This window comes from Streptomyces sp. CG 926 (assembly GCF_003148825.1).
Classification (GTDB): domain Bacteria; phylum Actinomycetota; class Actinomycetes; order Streptomycetales; family Streptomycetaceae; genus Streptomyces.
This window is the reverse complement of the sequence record NZ_QGGZ01000011.1, coordinates 255,517-272,587: the sequence shown is the minus strand read 5'-3', so window position 1 is coordinate 272,587 and position 17,071 is coordinate 255,517. Positions and strand designations below refer to the sequence as shown.

13 protein-coding genes are annotated in these 17,071 nt (G+C 71.3%); 2 read left to right on the top strand and 11 right to left on the bottom strand.

Features of this window, described 5'->3' with window-relative positions:
* Positions 1–3: 3 nt before the first annotated feature.
* The 8 genes from gap to BCL76_RS28265 all read right to left on the bottom strand — a co-directional run bounded on the left by gap (position 4) and on the right by BCL76_RS28265 (position 11,002).
* Positions 4–1,011 (bottom strand): type I glyceraldehyde-3-phosphate dehydrogenase, encoded by a 1,008-nt coding sequence (gap, locus tag BCL76_RS28300; RefSeq protein WP_030762471.1) that lies wholly within the window; start codon positions 1,009–1,011, stop codon positions 4–6.
* 233 nt (positions 1,012–1,244) lie between these two features.
* Positions 1,245–4,217 carry a M14 family metallopeptidase gene (locus BCL76_RS28295; protein WP_109782206.1) on the bottom strand — a complete coding sequence of 991 codons (2,973 nt, stop codon included), beginning with the start codon at positions 4,215–4,217 and terminating at the stop codon, positions 1,245–1,247.
* 138 nt (positions 4,218–4,355) lie between these two features.
* Positions 4,356–5,351: a DNA-binding protein WhiA gene (gene whiA / locus BCL76_RS28290; protein WP_030009075.1), complete on the bottom strand. Its 996-nt coding sequence runs from the start codon at positions 5,349–5,351 to the stop codon at positions 4,356–4,358.
* Positions 5,342–6,406 carry a gluconeogenesis factor YvcK family protein gene (locus BCL76_RS28285; RefSeq protein WP_109782205.1) on the bottom strand — a complete coding sequence of 355 codons (1,065 nt, stop codon included), beginning with the start codon at positions 6,404–6,406 and terminating at the stop codon, positions 5,342–5,344. Before BCL76_RS28285 ends, whiA begins: the two co-directional genes overlap by 10 nt.
* Positions 6,403–7,350, bottom strand: a complete 948-nt coding sequence (gene rapZ, locus BCL76_RS28280) for an RNase adapter RapZ (RefSeq protein WP_030009073.1) — start codon at positions 7,348–7,350, stop codon at positions 6,403–6,405. Before rapZ ends, BCL76_RS28285 begins: the two co-directional genes overlap by 4 nt.
* A complete protein-coding gene (gene uvrC / locus BCL76_RS28275; protein WP_109782320.1) occupies positions 7,347–9,365 on the bottom strand; it encodes an excinuclease ABC subunit UvrC in 2,019 nt (672 codons plus the stop codon). Before uvrC ends, rapZ begins: the two co-directional genes overlap by 4 nt.
* A gap of 225 nt (positions 9,366–9,590) precedes the next feature.
* Positions 9,591–10,385, bottom strand: coding sequence for a hypothetical protein (locus BCL76_RS28270; protein WP_109782319.1), 795 nt, complete (start codon positions 10,383–10,385; stop codon positions 9,591–9,593).
* 5 nt (positions 10,386–10,390) lie between these two features.
* Complete coding sequence (locus BCL76_RS28265) at positions 10,391–11,002, bottom strand: papain-like cysteine protease family protein (protein WP_109782204.1); 612 nt, start codon at positions 11,000–11,002, stop codon at positions 10,391–10,393.
* 227 nt (positions 11,003–11,229) lie between these two features.
* On the opposite strand from BCL76_RS28265, the gene BCL76_RS28260 reads away from it, so the two are divergent.
* Entirely contained in the window at positions 11,230–12,162 is a 933-nt protein-coding gene (locus BCL76_RS28260; protein WP_109782203.1) for a hypothetical protein, read from the top strand.
* A gap of 63 nt (positions 12,163–12,225) precedes the next feature.
* On the opposite strand, the gene BCL76_RS28255 is transcribed toward BCL76_RS28260, so the two are convergent.
* On the bottom strand, positions 12,226–12,657 hold the full coding sequence (locus tag BCL76_RS28255) for a Rieske (2Fe-2S) protein (RefSeq protein ID WP_109782202.1): 432 nt from the start codon (positions 12,655–12,657) through the stop codon (positions 12,226–12,228).
* 133 nt (positions 12,658–12,790) lie between these two features.
* Between BCL76_RS28255 and BCL76_RS28250 the strand changes: the two genes are divergently transcribed.
* Positions 12,791–13,666 carry a carbohydrate kinase family protein gene (locus tag BCL76_RS28250; protein ID WP_109782201.1) on the top strand — a complete coding sequence of 292 codons (876 nt, stop codon included), beginning with the start codon at positions 12,791–12,793 and terminating at the stop codon, positions 13,664–13,666.
* 38 nt (positions 13,667–13,704) lie between these two features.
* Here BCL76_RS28250 and BCL76_RS40010 read toward each other — a convergent pair whose 3' ends face one another.
* Positions 13,705–13,839: a hypothetical protein gene (locus BCL76_RS40010; protein WP_258309942.1), complete on the bottom strand. Its 135-nt coding sequence runs from the start codon at positions 13,837–13,839 to the stop codon at positions 13,705–13,707.
* An 87-nt stretch (positions 13,840–13,926) separates the two neighbouring features.
* Positions 13,927–16,953, bottom strand: a complete 3,027-nt coding sequence (uvrA, locus tag BCL76_RS28245) for an excinuclease ABC subunit UvrA (protein ID WP_109782200.1) — start codon at positions 16,951–16,953, stop codon at positions 13,927–13,929.
* Between the last annotated feature and the right edge of the window lie 118 nt (positions 16,954–17,071).

Genomic DNA, 17,071 nt, shown 5'->3' with positions numbered 1-17,071 from the left:
TTTTTAGAGCTGACCGCCGACGAAGACGGTGAGGTCGACGAGACGGTTGGAGTAGCCCCACTCGTTGTCGTACCAACCGACGACCTTGACCTGCGTGCCGTCCTGAACCATGGTCAGGGAGGAGTCGAAGGTGCAGGACGCGGGCCAGTTCACGATGTCGGAAGAGACGATCGCGTCCTCGGTGTAGTCGAGGATGCCCTTGAGCTGCCCCTCCGAAGCCTTCTGGAAGGCCGCGTTGATCTCTTCCACCGTGGTCTCACGGGAGAGCTCCAGCACCAGGTCGGTCACCGAGCCGGTCGGGACCGGGACGCGCATGGCGATGCCGTCGAGCTTGCCCTTGAGCTGTGGGAGGACCAGCGCGGTGGCCTTGGCGGCACCGGTGGAGGTCGGGATGATGTTCTCGGCCGCGGCGCGGGCGCGACGCAGGTCGGAGTGCGGGAAGTCCAGGATGCGCTGGTCGTTCGTGTACGCGTGGACCGTCGTCATCATGCCCTTGACGATGCCGAAGTTCTCGTCGAGGACCTTGGCCATCGGCGCCACACAGTTGGTGGTGCAGGAGGCGTTGGAGATGACGTGGTGGTTGGCCGCGTCGTACTTGTCCTGGTTGACGCCCATCACGATGGTGATGTCCTCGTCCTTGGCCGGAGCCGAGATGAGGACCTTCTTCGCGCCGGCCGCGATGTGCTTGGCGGCGTCGGCCTTCTTCGTGAAGATGCCGGTCGACTCGATGACGATGTCGGCGCCCAGCTCGCCCCAGGGCAGGTTCGCGGGGTCGCGCTCGGCAAAGGTCTTGAAGGTGTTGCCGCCGACCGTGATGGTGTCGTCGGTGTGGGAGACCTCGGCCTTGAGGCGACCCAGGATGGTGTCGTACTTGAGAAGGTGCACCAGGGTGGCGTTGTCAGTCAGGTCGTTGACACCGACGATCTCGATGTCCGCTCCCTGCTCCAGGAGCGCCCGAAAGTAGTTACGGCCAATTCGGCCAAAACCATTGATGCCTACGCGGATCGTCACGAACCGATCTCCTCGTTGGTGCGCCGGTAAGAGCGCCGGCGAGTTGAAATGGGATGTCCCCGACCGCTTACGACCCTACCTCTCCGTGAGCTTTTGGGTGACATCGGTCGGGACCTGACACTCCCCCTACTTCCCGGGGGTACTCCTGCGACGGTCCCGTTCCGGACACTGCGGAACGGGACCCTCGGACTGCGACCCCCGTCACTCAGGGTGAGTGACGACCGGGGCGTTCGTCAGTGGTGCAGTGTGCGCAGCGCCTTACCGATGAGTAGGGCTCGGTCGGCCGCGTTGGGCATGTGTTCCAGGCCGAAGCCCAGCAGCACCGTGTCACGTGTGGTGACCGCCGCGTAGGACTTGAACAGCTCCCCGGTCCGGGCCCAGTCGCCGGGAACATCGGGGCTGCCGGCCGGAGCGGGCTGTGCCGTCCAGGCGCCGAGGGACGTCTCGAAGCCCTCGACGGGCTGGTCCGCTCCCCGCAGGGACAGGCGCGCGTCGTCCGCGAAGACGCCGCGGCCGCCCGAGCCCGGGTCGGTGATGTAGGACAGCGAGAGCTCGACGGACTTGCCGGCGTAGGCGCTCAGGTCGAAGGAGACCTGCTTCCAGCCGCCGGAGGATCCGGTGAAGCTGTTCCACGTGCCGCTGGTGCCCTGCGGGCTGCAGCCGGCGGCGTCGAGGGTGAGGTAGTGGCGCAGGAACGGGTGGCCGTTGACGAAGAAGCCGGCCGCGCACTCCTCCGGGACCGCGGAACCGGTCAGACCGCCCATGTCCCGCAGGGTGGTCCAGTCGTCGCCGCCGGCGGTGCGGGCCTCCAGGGCGGCGTGGTCGTAGCCCTCCTCGACGTTCCAGTTGAGCGCCAGCTTCAGCTGCGGCTGGTCGGCCGCGGTGACGCCGGTGAGGTCGATCGTACGAGTGAGGCGCTTCCAGTCGTCGTCGGTGTGCAGGGCCGAGGCCATGCCGGTGCCGGCGTAGGGGGCGTACGGGTTCACGACCCCGCTGAAGGCTCCCGCCTGGGCGCTCTTGAACTGCGGGAACTGCGCGGGCGCCAGGGTCTCGGAGGTCACGGTGTATCCGCCGGGGGCGTTCAGCGGGTTGCCCGCGGCGTCCCCGACGGTGCCCCGCGACCCGTTCAGGGCGCCGGCGCCGGCGAAGCCGGTGGCCCCGGGAGTGCTCGCACGGCTGTACGCGCCGAGCCAGTACTGGCTGAAGTCGTTGGTCACGGCCCGGCCGACCTGGGCGTTGCCGCCCGCCAGCTCACCGGCCTCGATCAGCTTGCCGCCCTCGTTGAGGAAGTCGCGCACCGCCAACTGCGTGTCGCCGCCGGGGGTCTTGGCCCCGGTGTAGTGGACGGCGGTGTTGAAGTGGGAGAGGACCCCGAGGTGGTGCGGGGCACCCTGGGCGGCCACGTCCCAGACCGCCGCCGACCTACCGCTCGCGCGCAGGGCGTCGACGTAGGTCTGGGCGTGCTGGGCCTTGGCCCCCTCTTCCGCGATCACCAGGACGTCCGCGCGCGGCCGCTCGGCCACCGTGTACGTGAAGTGCTCGCTGGAGACCTGCTTGCCGGAGCGGTCGCGGCCGGTGAACCAGACCTCGACCTTGTCGCCGGGCTTCGCGCCGTCGACCTCGGCGCGGTACTCGTCGAACCAGTTGTTGTCGTCGCCGCCGTAGACCTCGCCGCCCTTCCAGGCCTTGAGGTCCTCGTCGTGCGTGCGGCCGCCGTTGATCCGGAAGTTGAGTTCCTTGTCCTTCAGCGCCTTGCGGGCCGTGACGGAGACCGTCTGGTCCTCGCCGCGGGCGACGTAGGAGGTGGCGAAGGCGTCCACGGTGAAGTCGGCGGCGCTCAGGCCCAGCGAGGACTTCGGCCGGTCCGGGGTCGCGGCGCTCTCGGCGACCGACAGCGCGAAGGGGACGTTCTTGGCGAACTCGGCCTGGATGAGCTTCTCGTCGTCCGGGAAGTTGAAGCCGGAGGCACAGTCCTCGGGCTTCCACTGATCGTTCGGGTCGCTCGCCGAGGCGGTCTGGCAGGTGGTCATCTCCGGCGTGAACATCATGATGCCGTTGACGTTGGAGGCGTGGCCGTCGGCCTCGCCGTTGGTGGTGTAGAGCTCGGAGGAGACCTGCGGGTAGTAGCCCGGGACGGCCGGGTTCTCCGGGGTGCCGGCGAGCGCCTTGTAGGCGACGTCGTCGGGGGTGGGGGTGGCGACCTGCCAGCCCACGCCGTAGAGCAGCAGCTCGGCCGCCGAGTGGTAGTTGATGGCGTAGTCGAAGCCGATGCGCTTCTCGAAGCGGTCGAGGGCGACGGTCTCGGGCTCGGAGGAGGCGCGCGGGCCGCGGTAGGTCTCGTTCGCCTGGTCCGGCGAGGACCCCTCGTTGTCGTAGCCCCACTTGAAGGCGAAGTTCCGGTTGAGGTCGACCCCGTCGCCGGGGCCGGTCTTCCCGTCTCCGTTGTTGTCCCGCAGGTTCTTGCGCCACAGCCGCTGGCCGTCGGCCGCGTGCGTGTAGTCGTACCCGTCCGGGTTGGCGGAGAGCAGGAACCACAGCTCGCTGGAGTCCACCAGCTGGGTGATCCGCGCGTCCTTGCCGTAGTTGTCGAGCGTGTGGTGCATCAGCCGCCGGGTCATCTCGGGGGTGATCCACTCACGGGCGTGCTGGTTGGACATGTAGAGGACCGACGGTTTGTCGCCGTCCTTGGTCTTCTTGGCGTTCTTGCTGACCTTCAGGGCGAGGATGTCCTTGCCCTGGACGGTCTTGCCGATGGAGACGACCTTGGTGAGCCCCGGGTTCTCCTGCGCGGTCCGCAGGATCTCCTCCTGGAGACCGCCCTTGCCGCTGTACGGGCGGAACACCCCGTCCCCGGCGGCCTTGGCACGGGCGAGGCCCTGGGCGGGAACCTTGCGCTCGGCCAGCTTGACGCCCTGGGCGGCCAGTTCCCCGGCCTGGGCACCGCTGAGGAAGAGTTCGACCCGGGCCGTCCCGGTCTCCGGGGCCCGCTCGCTGAGCTCGTGCGCGTCCTGCCCCGCGGCGAGGACGAGCGGGACCTGTTCCCGGGTGATGTCGGCGTCGTAGACCCGTACCTCGTCGGCGCCGGATGCGGCGTCGGACGCGGGGCCGGGTACCGGCCGGGCCTGCGCCGTGGCGGGTAGCACGGCGAGTGTGGTTCCGAAGACGAGTGCGCTTGCGGCGAGGATCGATCTCGCGCGGTGACTCATGTGCCCCCCTGGGCGTCGTCTGCCACGAAAGCGTTCGGACGCCAGACTCAAGACCGGCCCATGCTCATGTCAATGGGGCGTGCGGCAAAGGGGCCCGCACGAGTGATCGCGCGAGCCCCTTCAGCCGTACCGGACGAGCTAACCGGCCATGTTGTCGGCCATCTCCTCGCTGAGGTCGAGGTTCGACTCGGTGCCCGGGATGCCGAGGTCCTGGGCCCGCTTGTCGGCCATCGCCAGCAGGCGGCGGATCCGGCCGGCGACCGCGTCCTTGGTCAGCGGCGGGTCCGCGAGCGCGCCCAGCTCCTCCAGGGAGGCCTGCTTGTGCTCCATGCGCAGCCGGCCGGCCGCGGCCAGGTGCTCGGGGACCTCCTCGCCGAGGATCTCCAGCGCGCGCTGCACGCGGGCTCCGGCGGCCACCGCGGCCCGCGCCGAGCGGCGCAGGTTGGCGTCGTCGAAGTTGGCCAGGCGGTTGGCGGTGGCGCGCACCTCGCGCCGCATCCGCCGCTCCTCCCAGGCCAGCACCGACTCGTGCGCGCCGAGCCTGGTCAGCAGGGCGCCGATCGCGTCGCCGTCGCGGACCACGACCCGGTCCACCCCGCGCACCTCGCGCGCCTTGGCGGCGATGGACAGCCTGCGGGCGGCGCCCACCAGGGCCAGGGCGGCCTCCGGGCCGGGGCAGGTGACCTCCAGGGAGGAGGACCGGCCCGGCTCGGTGAGCGAGCCGTGGGCCAGGAAGGCGCCGCGCCAGGCCGCCTCGGCGTCACAGGTGGCCCCGGAGACCACCTGCGGGGGAAGACCCCGGATGGGGCGGCCGCGGCCGTCCACGAGGCCCGTCTGGCGCGCCAGCTGGTCGCCGCCGGCCACGACGCGGACCACGTAGCGGCTGCCGCGGCGCAGTCCGCCGGGGGCCATCACCACGAGGTCCGAGGAATGGCCGAAGATCTCCAGGATGTCCTTGCGCAGGCGTCTGGCGGCGATCCCCGTGTCCAGCTCCGCCTCGATGACGATGCGGCCGCTCACCAGGTGCAGCCCGCCCGCGAACCGAAGGATCGCCGAGACCTCCGCCTTCCTGCAGCAGGTCCGGGTGACAGGCAGGCGGGAGATCTCATCCTTCACCGCAGGCGTCATCGCCATGGGCCGATCCTTCCATGCATCCGAAAAATACGGTCGTACGCGGCGGCCAGCAGCTCCGGATCGTGCTTCGGAGAACCGTCCTGCCTGGCCACGGGCGCCAGCTCGACCGCGGCACCGAACCGTTTCGCGGCATCGGCGAGGGACTCGCGGTCGGGCACGGCGGCCTCGTCGGCCAGCACCACGTCCAGGGCGAGTTTAGGGGCGTGTCGGGCCAAAACCTCCAAATGACGCTGCGGAGAGAAGCCCTCTGTTTCGCCGGGCTGCGGCGCGAGGTTCAGCGAGAGCACCCGCCGGGCCTTCGTCTCCATGAGCGCGTCCAGCAGTTCCGGCACCAGCAGGTGCGGAATGACCGAGGAGAACCAGGACCCCGGACCGAGCACCACCCAGTCGGCGTCCAGGACCGCGGCGACGGCCTCCGGCACGGCCGGCGGGTCGCCGGGCACCACCTGTACGGAGAGCACCTCGCCCGGGGTCAGCGCCACCGTGGCCTGCCCGCGGACGGTGTCCACGTCCTCGGGACGGGCCGGGTCGTGCCCTCTGACCAGTGCCTGGAGCTCCAGCGGCACCGCCGACATCGGCAGCACCCGGCCCTGCGCGCCGAGCAGCTTCCCGACCAGGTCGAGGGCCTGGACGGGATCGCCGAGCTGTTCCCACAGGGCGACGATCAGCAGATTGCCGACGGCGTGCCCGTGCAGGTCGCCCTCGGACTGGAAGCGGTGCTGGATGACCCGGGCCCAGGTCTGGCCCCAGTCGTCGTCACCGCACAGCGCGGCCAGCGCCTTGCGCAGGTCGCCGGGCGGGAGCACGCCGAGCTCCTCCCGGAGCCGACCGCTGGAACCGCCGTCGTCGGCGACGGTGACCACGGCGGTGAGGTCACCGGTGATCCGGCGCAGGGCGGCGAGGGAGGCCGACAGGCCTTGGCCGCCGCCGAGCGCCACCACCTTGGGCGTGGCGCCGCGTCTGCGGCCGGAGCGGCCGGAGCGGCCCCCGCCGTCCTCGCCCCGTCCCGGGGTGAGGCGGCGCAGGCGGCTCAGCCGCGGGGTCCGTGCGGTCACTCGCGCCCCATGTCCCGGTGGACGACGACGGTCTCGACTCCCTCGGAGGCGAGGCGGGCGGCGAGCTTCTCGGACATGGCCACACTGCGGTGCTTGCCGCCCGTGCAGCCGACCGCGATGGTCACGTACCGCTTGCCCTCGCGGCGGTAGCCGGTGGCGATCAGCTGGAGCAGCTCGGTGTAGCGGTCGAGGAACTCCTTGGCGCCGGGCTGGCTGAAGACGTACCCCGACACCTCCTCGTTGAGCCCGGTGAAGGGGCGCAGCTCCGGGACCCAGTGCGGGTTGGGGATGAAGCGGCAGTCGACGACGAGGTCGGCGTCGACGGGGAGGCCGTACTTGTAGCCGAAGGACATGACGGTGGCCCGCAGCTCGGGCTCCTCGTCCCCGGCGAACTGGGCGTCCATCTTCGCGCGCAGTTCGTGCACGTTCAGGCTGGAGGTGTCGATCACCAGGTCGGCGTCGCCGCGCAGCTCGCGCAGCAGGTCGCGCTCGGCGGCGATGCCGTCGGTGATGCGCCCGTCGCCCTGCAGCGGGTGCGGGCGGCGGACCGACTCGAAGCGGCGGACCAGCGCGTCGTCGGAGGACTCCAGGAAGACGATGCGGCGGGTGACGCCCTTGCTGTCGAGGTCGGCGAGGGACTCGCGCAGGGCGTCGAAGAACTGGCGGCCGCGGACGTCGACGACGACGGCGATGCGCGCCACGTTGCCCTGGGAGCGCGCGCCGAGCTCGACCATGGTCGGGATCAGGGCCGGCGGGAGGTTGTCGACGACGAACCAGCCGAGGTCCTCCAGACACTTCGCCGCCGTACTGCGGCCTGCCCCGGACATGCCGGAGATGATCACCAGCTCGGGGATGGCCGCCTCGGCGGTCTCGCCGGGCTCCACTGTCGTGCCCGTACTCACCTGTGCTCCGTCTCGGTCGTGCGCGGTCTCGTGCTCGGTCATTGCTCGGTCCCCCGTTCGGATGATGCTCCCGCTGGCGCGGGGGTCTCATCCTCAATGATCTCTCCTGTGGCCGTGTTGACGGCAGGACCAGCGGGAACCGCCTGGGCGAGGGCCGCGACCACCGTCTCGGCCGTCTTACGGCCTATGCCCGGGACCTCGCAGATCTGGTCGATTGTCGCCTGTCTCAGCTTCTTCACCGAACCGAAGTGCTTGATCAGGGCGTGCTTGCGGCTCTCGCCGAGGCCGGACACCTCGTCCAGCGGGCCGGATTTCAGGCGCTTGCCGCGCTTGTTCCGCTGGTACTGGATGGCGAACCGGTGGGCTTCGTCACGCACCCGCTGGAGCAGGTAGAGGCCCTCGCTGGTGCGCGGCAGCACGACGGGGTCGCTCTCCCCGGGCAGCCAGACCTCCTCCAGCCGCTTGGCCAGACCGCACACGGCGACGTCGTCGATCCCGAGCTCCTCCAGGGCCCGCTTGGCGGCGGCGACCTGCGGCTGTCCGCCGTCGACCACCACCAGCTGGGGCGGGTACGCGAACCGCTTGGGCCGCCCGTCGTCCTCCGGGACCGACCCGGCGGCGTCCTCGCCCTCCTCGGGGTCCCACTCGCCCGTCTTCAGCTTCTCCTGGAGATAGCGGCGGAAGCGCCGGGAGACCACCTCGTGCATGGAGCGGACGTCGTCCTGCCCCTCGAACGTCTTGATCTGGAAGCGCCGGTACTCGCTCTTGCGGGCCAGCCCGTCCTCGAAGACGACCATCGAGGCGACGACGTCGTCACCCTGGAGGTGGGAGATGTCGAAGCACTCGATGCGCAGGGGGGCGCTGTCGAGGTCCAGGGCCTCGGCGATCTCCTCCAGGGCCCGGGAGCGGGTGGTGAGGTCGCCCGCGCGCTTGGTCTTGTGCAGGGCGAGGGACTGGATCGCGTTGCGGTGCACGGTCTCCATCAGGGCCTTCTTGTCGCCGCGCTGCGGTATCCGCAGGCTGACCTGGGACCCCCGGCGCTCGGCGAGCCACAGGCCCAGCGCCTGCGTGTCCTCGGGGAGGGCCGGGACCAGCACCTCCTTGGGCACGGCCTCGCCCTTCTCCTCGCCGTACAGCTGCTGGAGGGCGTGCTCGACGAGCCCGGCCGTGTCGACGGCCTCGACCTTGTCGGTGACCCAGCCGCGCTGGCCGCGGACCCGGCCGCCGCGGACGTGGAAGATCTGTACGGCGGCTTCGAGCTCGTCCTCGGCGACGGCGATCAGGTCGGCGTCGGTGGCGTCGGCGAGCACGACGGCGTTCTTCTCCATCGCCCGGCGCAGGGCCCCGATGTCGTCACGCAGCCGGGCGGCCTTCTCGTACTCCATGTCCTCGGCCGCGATGTGCATCTCCTTCTCCAGCCGGGAGAGGTAGGCGCCGGTGCGGCCGGCCATGAAGTCGCAGAAGTCCTCCGCCAGTTCGCGGTGCTCCTCGGGGGTGACCCGGCCGACGCAGGGGGCGGAGCACTTGCCGATGTAGCCGAGCAGGCAGGGGCGGCCGATCTGCGCGGAGCGCTTGAACACGCCCGCGGAGCAGGTCCGTACCGGGAAGACCCGGAGCATCAGGTCGACGGTCTCGCGGATCGCCCAGGCGTGACCGTACGGGCCGAAGTACCGCACGCCCTTCTTCTTGGGGCCCCGCATGACCTGGACCCTCGGGTACTCCTCGTTCAGGGTGACGGCGAGGGAGGGGTAGCTCTTGTCGTCCCGGTACTTGACGTTGAACCGGGGGTCGAACTCCTTGATCCACGAGTACTCCAACTGGAGCGCCTCGACCTCGGTGGACACCACGGTCCACTCGACGGAGGCGGCCGTGGTCACCATGGTGGCGGTACGGGGGTGCAGGCCGGCGATGTCCTGGAAGTAGCTGGCCAGGCGCTGGCGCAGGCTCTTGGCCTTCCCGACGTAGATCACCCGGCGGTGCTCGTCGCGGAACTTGTAGACCCCCGGGGAGTCCGGGATCTGGCCCGGCTCGGGGCGATAGCTGGAAGGGTCGGCCATGCCGACCACCCTACTTGCGCGCACCGACAACAGGCCGTAGCCCTCCGGGCCGGCATCCGGAATCCGCGCGCCGGGGCACCGGGCTCAGCCCCGCTCTTTCAGCCTCGCCGGCGTTTGAGGCGCGGGTCCGGGCTGAGCCCGGGAAACGGCGAAAGGGCGGGGCGGGGAGAGCCGCCCGCAGGGCCCGGCCTCGGCGGGAGCCGGACCCTGCGGGCGGTGCAGCGGCTACCCCGCGGCCACGGTCCGCCGCCGCCGCAGGGCGAGCAGCACACCGCCCCCGCCCAGCGCGAGCGCCCCGGCGCCACCGGCCACCGCCGCCGCGACCGGGGCCCCGGCACCCGCGGAGCCCTCCGCGTAGCCACCGGCCGCGCCACGCTCGGCGTACGGGGACCCGGGGAGCTTGTCCCCGTACGCCGAGGCGACCCGCGCGCGATAGGCGCCGAGCGTCGTCCCGCCCGCGCCCACCACCCGCACCGCGTCCTCGTCCAGCGGAAGCACTCGGCTGCCCCCGGCCACGTACCAGGCGTCGATCTGCGGCTCCCGGAACACCGTCCCACCCGGCAGCTTCGCCGCGCCCAGCCGCGCGTAGCGGAATTCGTCGTCGCCGGTGGCGATGTTGACGACCGCCCAGCCGGCCTCCGTCCGGGCGGTCCACAGCGCGGCCTGCTGTCCGTCGGAGGAGACGGCCCGGCTGGCGAGGAATTCCAGTCGGGCGACGCTTGCGCCCGCTCTGCCCGCGACGAACTCCGGGGAGAGGTGGTTGACCGGTATCGCCTCACCCTCGATCCGGGGCTGCGCGGCCGTGAGGGAGACCTTGCCCTCCCGGGCGAAGAAGCGGGAGAGGGTGGCCAGGGTGTCGGGGGCGGTGGCCGCCTGCGCGGCGGCGGCCTTGTTCTCGGCGGTCACGGCCTGGGGCTGCGGCACCGGGCCGCCCCCGGGAGCCGCGGCGGCCTGCGGGGCGAGGCCGAGGAGGGCGGTGGCGGCGAGGACGGCCGCGGCGGCCGAAGCGCGCAGGGTCATGGCGGTCACGCCCCGATCCGGTAGAGGGAGTGGGTCCAGGAGAAGGTGTTGTTGTTGACGTACCAGGCGTGGGAGGCCCAGTTGTATCGGTCGCTGGAGGGCCAGGGGTCGCCCCAGTAGACCCAGTTGTTCGCGGTGTCGTAGCCGTAGAGGACGTGCATGTGGCCACCGCCGTTCGACCACTGGATGCGGGTCTCGACGGGCCGGTCGGCGTTGATCTCGGTCTGGACGGTGGAGTACTGGAGCCAGCCGCTGACGTACGAGCCGGGGTTGACGCCCGCCCAGCGCAGCCCGGTCTGGACGTTGCCGAGGGTGGCCTGGTTGTTGGGGCATTCGCTGCCCTGGCCGCGGTTGAAGGCGGCGTTGCAGAACTGGTTCTGGCTGTAGTTCCGGCCGAACCAGGTGGCGATGGTGTTGCCGCCGGCGGCCCAGCACCAGTTGGTCTTCTGCTGTGCCTGCATGGTGATGTTCAGGCGCTTGGTGGCGAGGGCGGAGTCGGTGCCGACCTCGGCGGCGGCGGCGGTGCCGACGCCGAGGGGCAGGGTGAACAGCAGAGCGGTGAGCACTGCGGTGAGGCAGGCGGCAGCTGGGGAATGCCGCCGGTTTCGCTTGCGCATCGCGTTCCTCCCATGTGGGGTGTGGGGGTGGAGGAGCGCGTCCGGACGCTGTCCAGGAGCATCAGGCAGTTGTCGCGATCAGGTCAACACGCTTCAATACGCGGTGACATTGCTGTGTGAACGGTGGGGCTGCGGTGTGAACGGTTGCTGCCGTGTCACCTGGTCTCCCGGAGCCCCCGCCGCGATCCCCCGCGCCGGCCCGTGTGAACGTTCACGAAGGAGTCGCCGTGCGACCGACCGAGGACACGACGGAACTCGGCCGGCTGCTGCGCGGCGGCCCCTTCCACCTCGCACTGCGCGCCGCCCTCGCCGCGCGCGGACTGCCCCTGCACCGGGTGCAGCACCGACTCGCCGGGCAGGGCATCAAGCTGGGTGTCACCAGCCTCAGTTACTGGCAGCAGGGCGCCCGGCGGCCGCGTCACCCGGAGTCGCTGCGGGCGGTCACCGCCCTGGAGCGGATCCTGGAACTGCCCGACGGCGCCCTCCTGCGCCTGCTGGCCGCCGAGGATCCCGGCCCCGGGTCGGCGCGCCCGCCCACCCGCTCCTACCGGGCGCTGTTCAGCATGGGTGGGACGGTGGAGCGGTTGCTGGACGGGATGGACCTCCCGCCGGACGGCGGGCTGCACTCGGTCGGCCACCACGAGCGAGTCCGCATAGGACCGGCGGGCGAGCTGCGGGTCCGCGAGTCCCAGCAGATCGTCCGGGCGCACCGCGACGGTGTCGACCGCTACCTCGCCGTCCACCACGGCGACCCCGGCTGCGACGTGTCCCGGATGCGCGTGACGGCGTACGAGAACTGCCGCACGGGCCGGGTGCGGTGCCACCCGGAGTCCGGGGTGGTGGTCGCGGAACTGCTCTTCGACGCGCGGCTGCGGCGCGGGGACACGCATGTCTTCGGCTACGGGGTCGAGGACGGCACCGGAGCCCGCAGCGGCGAGTACGTGCGCGGGTTCAGCTACGCCGGCGGCCAGTACATGCTCCAGGTCAGCTTCGACGAGGCGGCCCTGCCGGTGCGCTGCCGGCGCTTCGCCCGGAGCGGCCCCGAGGCCCCGCGCACCGGCCTGGTGGACCTGACGCCCAGCGGCCGGCACCGGGCGGTGCACCTGGTGGAGCAGTCGGTGCGGCGCGGAATCCTCGGGATCGCCTGGGACTGGGACTGATCCGGACGTCCGGGCGCGCCACCGGCAGCCGTCGGCCCAGCCGGGTCGGCCAGGCCGGCCAGGTCAGCCCGCGACGAGCTTGCCGTTCTCGGCCCGGACCGGGACCGCGGGCAGCGGGGCTGCGGCCGGACCGCGCAGGACCTTGCCGGTCTTCACGTCGAAGCGGCTGCCGTGGCAGGGGCAGTTCCCCTCACCCTCGACGATCTTGTCCAGGACACAGCCGGCGTGCGTGCACTGCGCGCTGAAGGCCTTGTACTCGCCCGCCGCCGGGCAGCTGACGATCAGCTTGCTCTCCCGGTACAGCTTCGCGCCGCCCACCGGGACGTCGGCCGCGGCGCCGAGGTCCACCGGCGCGCCGGGGGTGGCGGGGGTGTGGCCTCCGCTGTCGGTCTCGGTGGAGCACGCCGCGAGGGTCGCTCCGGCGCCCGCGGCCCCGGCGAGCGCGGCGGCGCCCCTGAGGACGGTACGGCGGGCGGGCGACTGGGGCGCGGGCATGCGGTTCTCCTGGGCTACGGGACGAGGTGCGGGCACCTGGGAAAGGGGCGCGGGATCGGGGCGCGGGCCGGAACCCGGCCGGGGCTCCGGCCCACCCGACGATACCCCCGCCCCATGAGGTAGCTTCCCCCGCGTGATCGTCGTCGGCGGAGAAGCCCTCATCGACCTGGTGCCCGTCGCGCAGCCGGCGGGGGCGCTGCTGCCCCGGCCGGGCGGCGGACCGTACAACACCGCGCTCGCGCTCGGGCGGCTCGGCGCCGAGGTGGCGTTCTGCTCCCGGGTCTCCTCGGACGGCTTCGGCGAGAGTCTGCTGGCCGGGCTGCGGGCCGCCGGGGTGGACCTGTCACTGGTCCAGCGCGGGCCGGAGCCGACCACGCTCGCCGTGCCCTCGCTGGCCCCGGACGGGTCGGCCTCGTACGGCTTCTACGTCGAGGGCACGGCGGACCGCCTGTTCACGCTGCCGCCGACCCTCCCCGACGGGGTACGGGCCCTCGCGCTCGGTACGTGCTCGCTGGTCCTGGAACCGGGCGCGAGCGCGTACGAGGCCTTGCTGCGCCGGGAGTCCCGGCGCGGGGTGCTGACCCTGCTGGACCCCAACATCCGGCCCGCGTTGATCGCCGACCCGGCGGCCTACCGTGCGCGCTTCCTGGAGCGGCTGCTGCCGCACACGAGCGTGCTGAAGCTGTCGGAGGAGGACGCGGCCTGGCTGGGTGGCCGGGTCGAGGACTGGCTGGCCGCCGGGCCGTCGGCGGTGGTGCTGACCCGGGGCGCGGCGGGCCTGACGGTCCGGACCCGCGAAGGTGGGGAGCACTCGGCGGTGGCCCGTCCGGTGGCGGTGGTGGACACGATCGGCGCGGGCGACACCGTCAACGCCGCCCTGCTGCACCGGCTCGTCGGCGCGCCGGGCGGTCCGGTCGACTGGCCGGAGGTCTTGGCCCACGCCGCCCACGCGGCGGCCCTGACCTGCACCCGGGCGGGAGCGGAGCCGCCGTACGCGGCGGAGCTCTGACGGCTGGACGCAACGGTGACGGCTGGGCGGCGCTCCGATCAGCGCAGCGCCGCCCAGACGGTACGCGCCATGGCCGGGGCGAACTCCTCGACGGGCTGGACCACATGGGCCCCGGAGAAGTGCAGGAAGAAGGCCCGCTGGAAGCAGGGCCGCCCTTCCGCGTCCGTCCGCAAGGACGAGGACGCGGAAGGGCCCGGCCATGGGCCGGACCCTTCCGTCCCTTCCGTCGTACGCGAACCCGAGCGAACGCCGCGCGGCGGCTACGCCTTGGGTGCCCGGGACGTCGCCTTCTTCGCCGGGGCCGCCTTCTTCGCGGCGGCGGCCTTGGTGGCCACGGCCTTCTTCGCGGGAGCCTGCTTCACGGCAGCGTTCTTCGCAGGGGCCTTCTTGGCCGGAGCCTTCTTCGCCGCGGCCCGCACCGGGGACGCGCCCGCGTCGGAGACCCGGTCCGCGCCGAGGATGTCCCGCAGGAACTTGCCCGTGTGGCTGGCGCCCACCGAGGCGACCGCCTCCGGCGTGCCTTCGGCCACCACCAGACCGCCGCCGTAGCCGCCCTCCGGGCCCATGTCGATGACCCAGTCGGCGGTCTTGATGACGTCCAGGTTGTGCTCGATGACGATCACCGAGTTCCCCTTGTCCACCAGCCCGGAGAGCACCTTGATCAGCTTCGAGATGTCCTCGAAGTGCAGACCGGTGGTCGGCTCGTCCAGCACGTAGACCGTCCGGCCCGTCGACCGCTTCTGGAGCTCCGAGGCCAGCTTCACGCGCTGCGCCTCACCACCCGACAGGGTCGGCGCGGACTGGCCGAGGCGGACGTAGCCCAGCCCGACCTCGTTGAGCGTCTTGAGGTGACGCGAGATCGTCGGGACCGCCTCGAAGAAGCCCAGCGCCTCCTCGATCGGCATGTTCAGGACTTCGGCGATGGACTTGCCCTTGTAGTGGACCTCCAGCGTCTCCCGGTTGTACCGGTCGCCGTGGCAGACCTCGCACGGGACGTAGACGTCCGGCAGGAAGTTCATCTCGATCTTGATCGTGCCGTCACCGGCGCAGTTCTCGCACCGGCCGCCCTTCACGTTGAAGGAGAAGCGGCCCGGCAGATAGCCGCGCACCTTCGCCTCCATCGTCTCCGCGAACAGCTTGCGGACGTGGTCGAAGACGCCCGTGTACGTGGCCGGGTTGGACCGCGGGGTGCGGCCGATCGGCGACTGGTCGACGTGCACGACCTTGTCGACGAGGTCGTCGCCGTCGACCCGCGTGTGCCGGCCCGGCACCGAGCGGGCGCCGTTCAGCTCGCGCGCCAGGTGCGTGTAGAGGATGTCGTTGACCAGCGTGGACTTGCCGGAGCCCGAGACACCGGTCACGGCCGTCAGCACACCCAGCGGGAAGGACACGTCGATGTCCCGCAGGTTGTTCTCCTTGGCGCCGTGGACGGTCAGCTTGCGCTCTCCGTTCACGGGCCGGCGGATGTCCGGGATCTCGATGGACTTCTTGCCCGAGAGGTACTGCCCGGTCATCGACTCGGTGTTCTTCAGCAGCTCCTTCAGCGAGCCGCTGTGGACCACCTTGCCGCCGTGCTCGCCCGCGCCCGGACCGATGTCCACGACCCAGTCGGCCACCTTGATGGTGTCCTCGTCGTGCTCGACCACGATGAGCGTGTTGCCCATGTCCCGCAGCCGCACCAGGGTCTCGATCAGCCGGTGGTTGTCGCGCTGGTGCAGACCGATGGACGGCTCGTCCAGCACGTAGAGCACGCCGACCAGGCCGGAGCCGATCTGGGTGGCGAGCCGGATGCGCTGGGCCTCGCCGCCCGACAGCGTGCCGGCGGCCCGGTTGAGCGAGAGGTAGTCGAGACCGACGTCCACGAGGAAGCGGAGCCGCTCGTTGACCTCCTTGAGGACCCGCTCGGCGATCTTCTTGTCGCGGGCGTCGAGACGCATCCGCCCCAGGAAGTCCGCGCACTCGCTGATCGACATGGCGGCGACCTCGGCGATGGACTTCTCCATCACCGTCACGGCGAGCACGATCGGCTTGAGGCGGGTGCCCTCACAGGTCGGGCAGGGCACCTCGCGCATGTAGCCCTCGAAGCGCTCGCGGCTGGCGTCGCTCTCCGACTCCGCGTGCCGCCGCTTGACGAACGGTACGGCGCCCTCGAAGGCCGTCGTGTACGCCCGCTCCCGGCCGTACCGGTTGCGGTAGCGGACCTCGATCTGCGTCTTGTGGCCGTACAGCAGGGCCTTCTTCGCGCGGGCCGGCAGCCCGGCCCAGGCGATGTCGGTACGGAAGCCCAGCTCCTGGGCGAGTGCGCCGATCAGTCGCTGGAAGTAGTCCTTGGTGTGACCGAGCGACCACGGCGAGACCGCGCCCTCGTCCAGGGACTTGTCCTCGTCCGGAATGATCAGCTCCGGGTCCACCTCCATGCGCGTACCGATACCCGTGCACTCGGGGCAGGCGCCGAAGGGGGAGTTGAAGGAGAAGGAGCGCGGCTCCAGCTCCTCGAAGGACAGGTCGTCGTACGGGCAGTAGAGGTGCTCGGAATACATCCGCTCACGCTCGGGGTCGTCCTCGGCGAGGTCGACGAAGTCCAGGATCACCATGCCGCCGGAGAGGCCGAGGGCGGTCTCCACGGAGTCGGTGAGCCGGCGCTTGGCGCTCTCCTTGACGGTGAGGCGGTCGATGACCACCTCGATGGTGTGCTTCTCCTGCTTCTTCAGCGTGGGCGGCTCGGACAGCTGGATGGTCTCCCCGTCCACCCGCGCACGGCTGTAGCCCTTGGTCTGCAGGTCGGAGAAGAGGTCGACGAACTCGCCCTTGCGCTCGCGCACCAGCGGCGAGAGCACCTGGAAGCGGCTGCCCTCGGGAAGCGCGAGCACCTTGTCGACGATCGCCTGCGGCGACTGGCGCGAGATCGGCCGGCGGCACTCGGGGCAGTGCGGCTTGCCGATACGGGCGAAGAGGAGACGGAGGTAGTCGTAGACCTCGGTGATGGTGCCCACGGTCGAGCGCGGGTTGCGCGAGGTCGACTTCTGGTCGATCGAGACGGCCGGGGAGAGGCCCTCGATGAAGTCGACGTCGGGCTTGTCCATCTGCCCGAGGAACTGGCGGGCGTACGACGAGAGCGACTCGACGTAGCGGCGCTGACCCTCGGCGAAGATCGTGTCGAAGGCCAGGGAGGACTTGCCCGACCCGGAGAGTCCGGTGAAGACGATGAGTGAGTCGCGGGGCAGGTCGAGCGAGACGTTCTTCAGGTTGTGCTCGCGAGCGCCACGAACGATGAGACGGTCGGTCACGCCGGTCCGCACCTTTCTTGAGAGAGCGGGGGCACGGGCCCCCGTCCCAGGGTATGGGGGGCGCCTCTGCGATGGACTGGGTCCTTGGACTTCCGAGCGTATAGCACGCACATTCGAT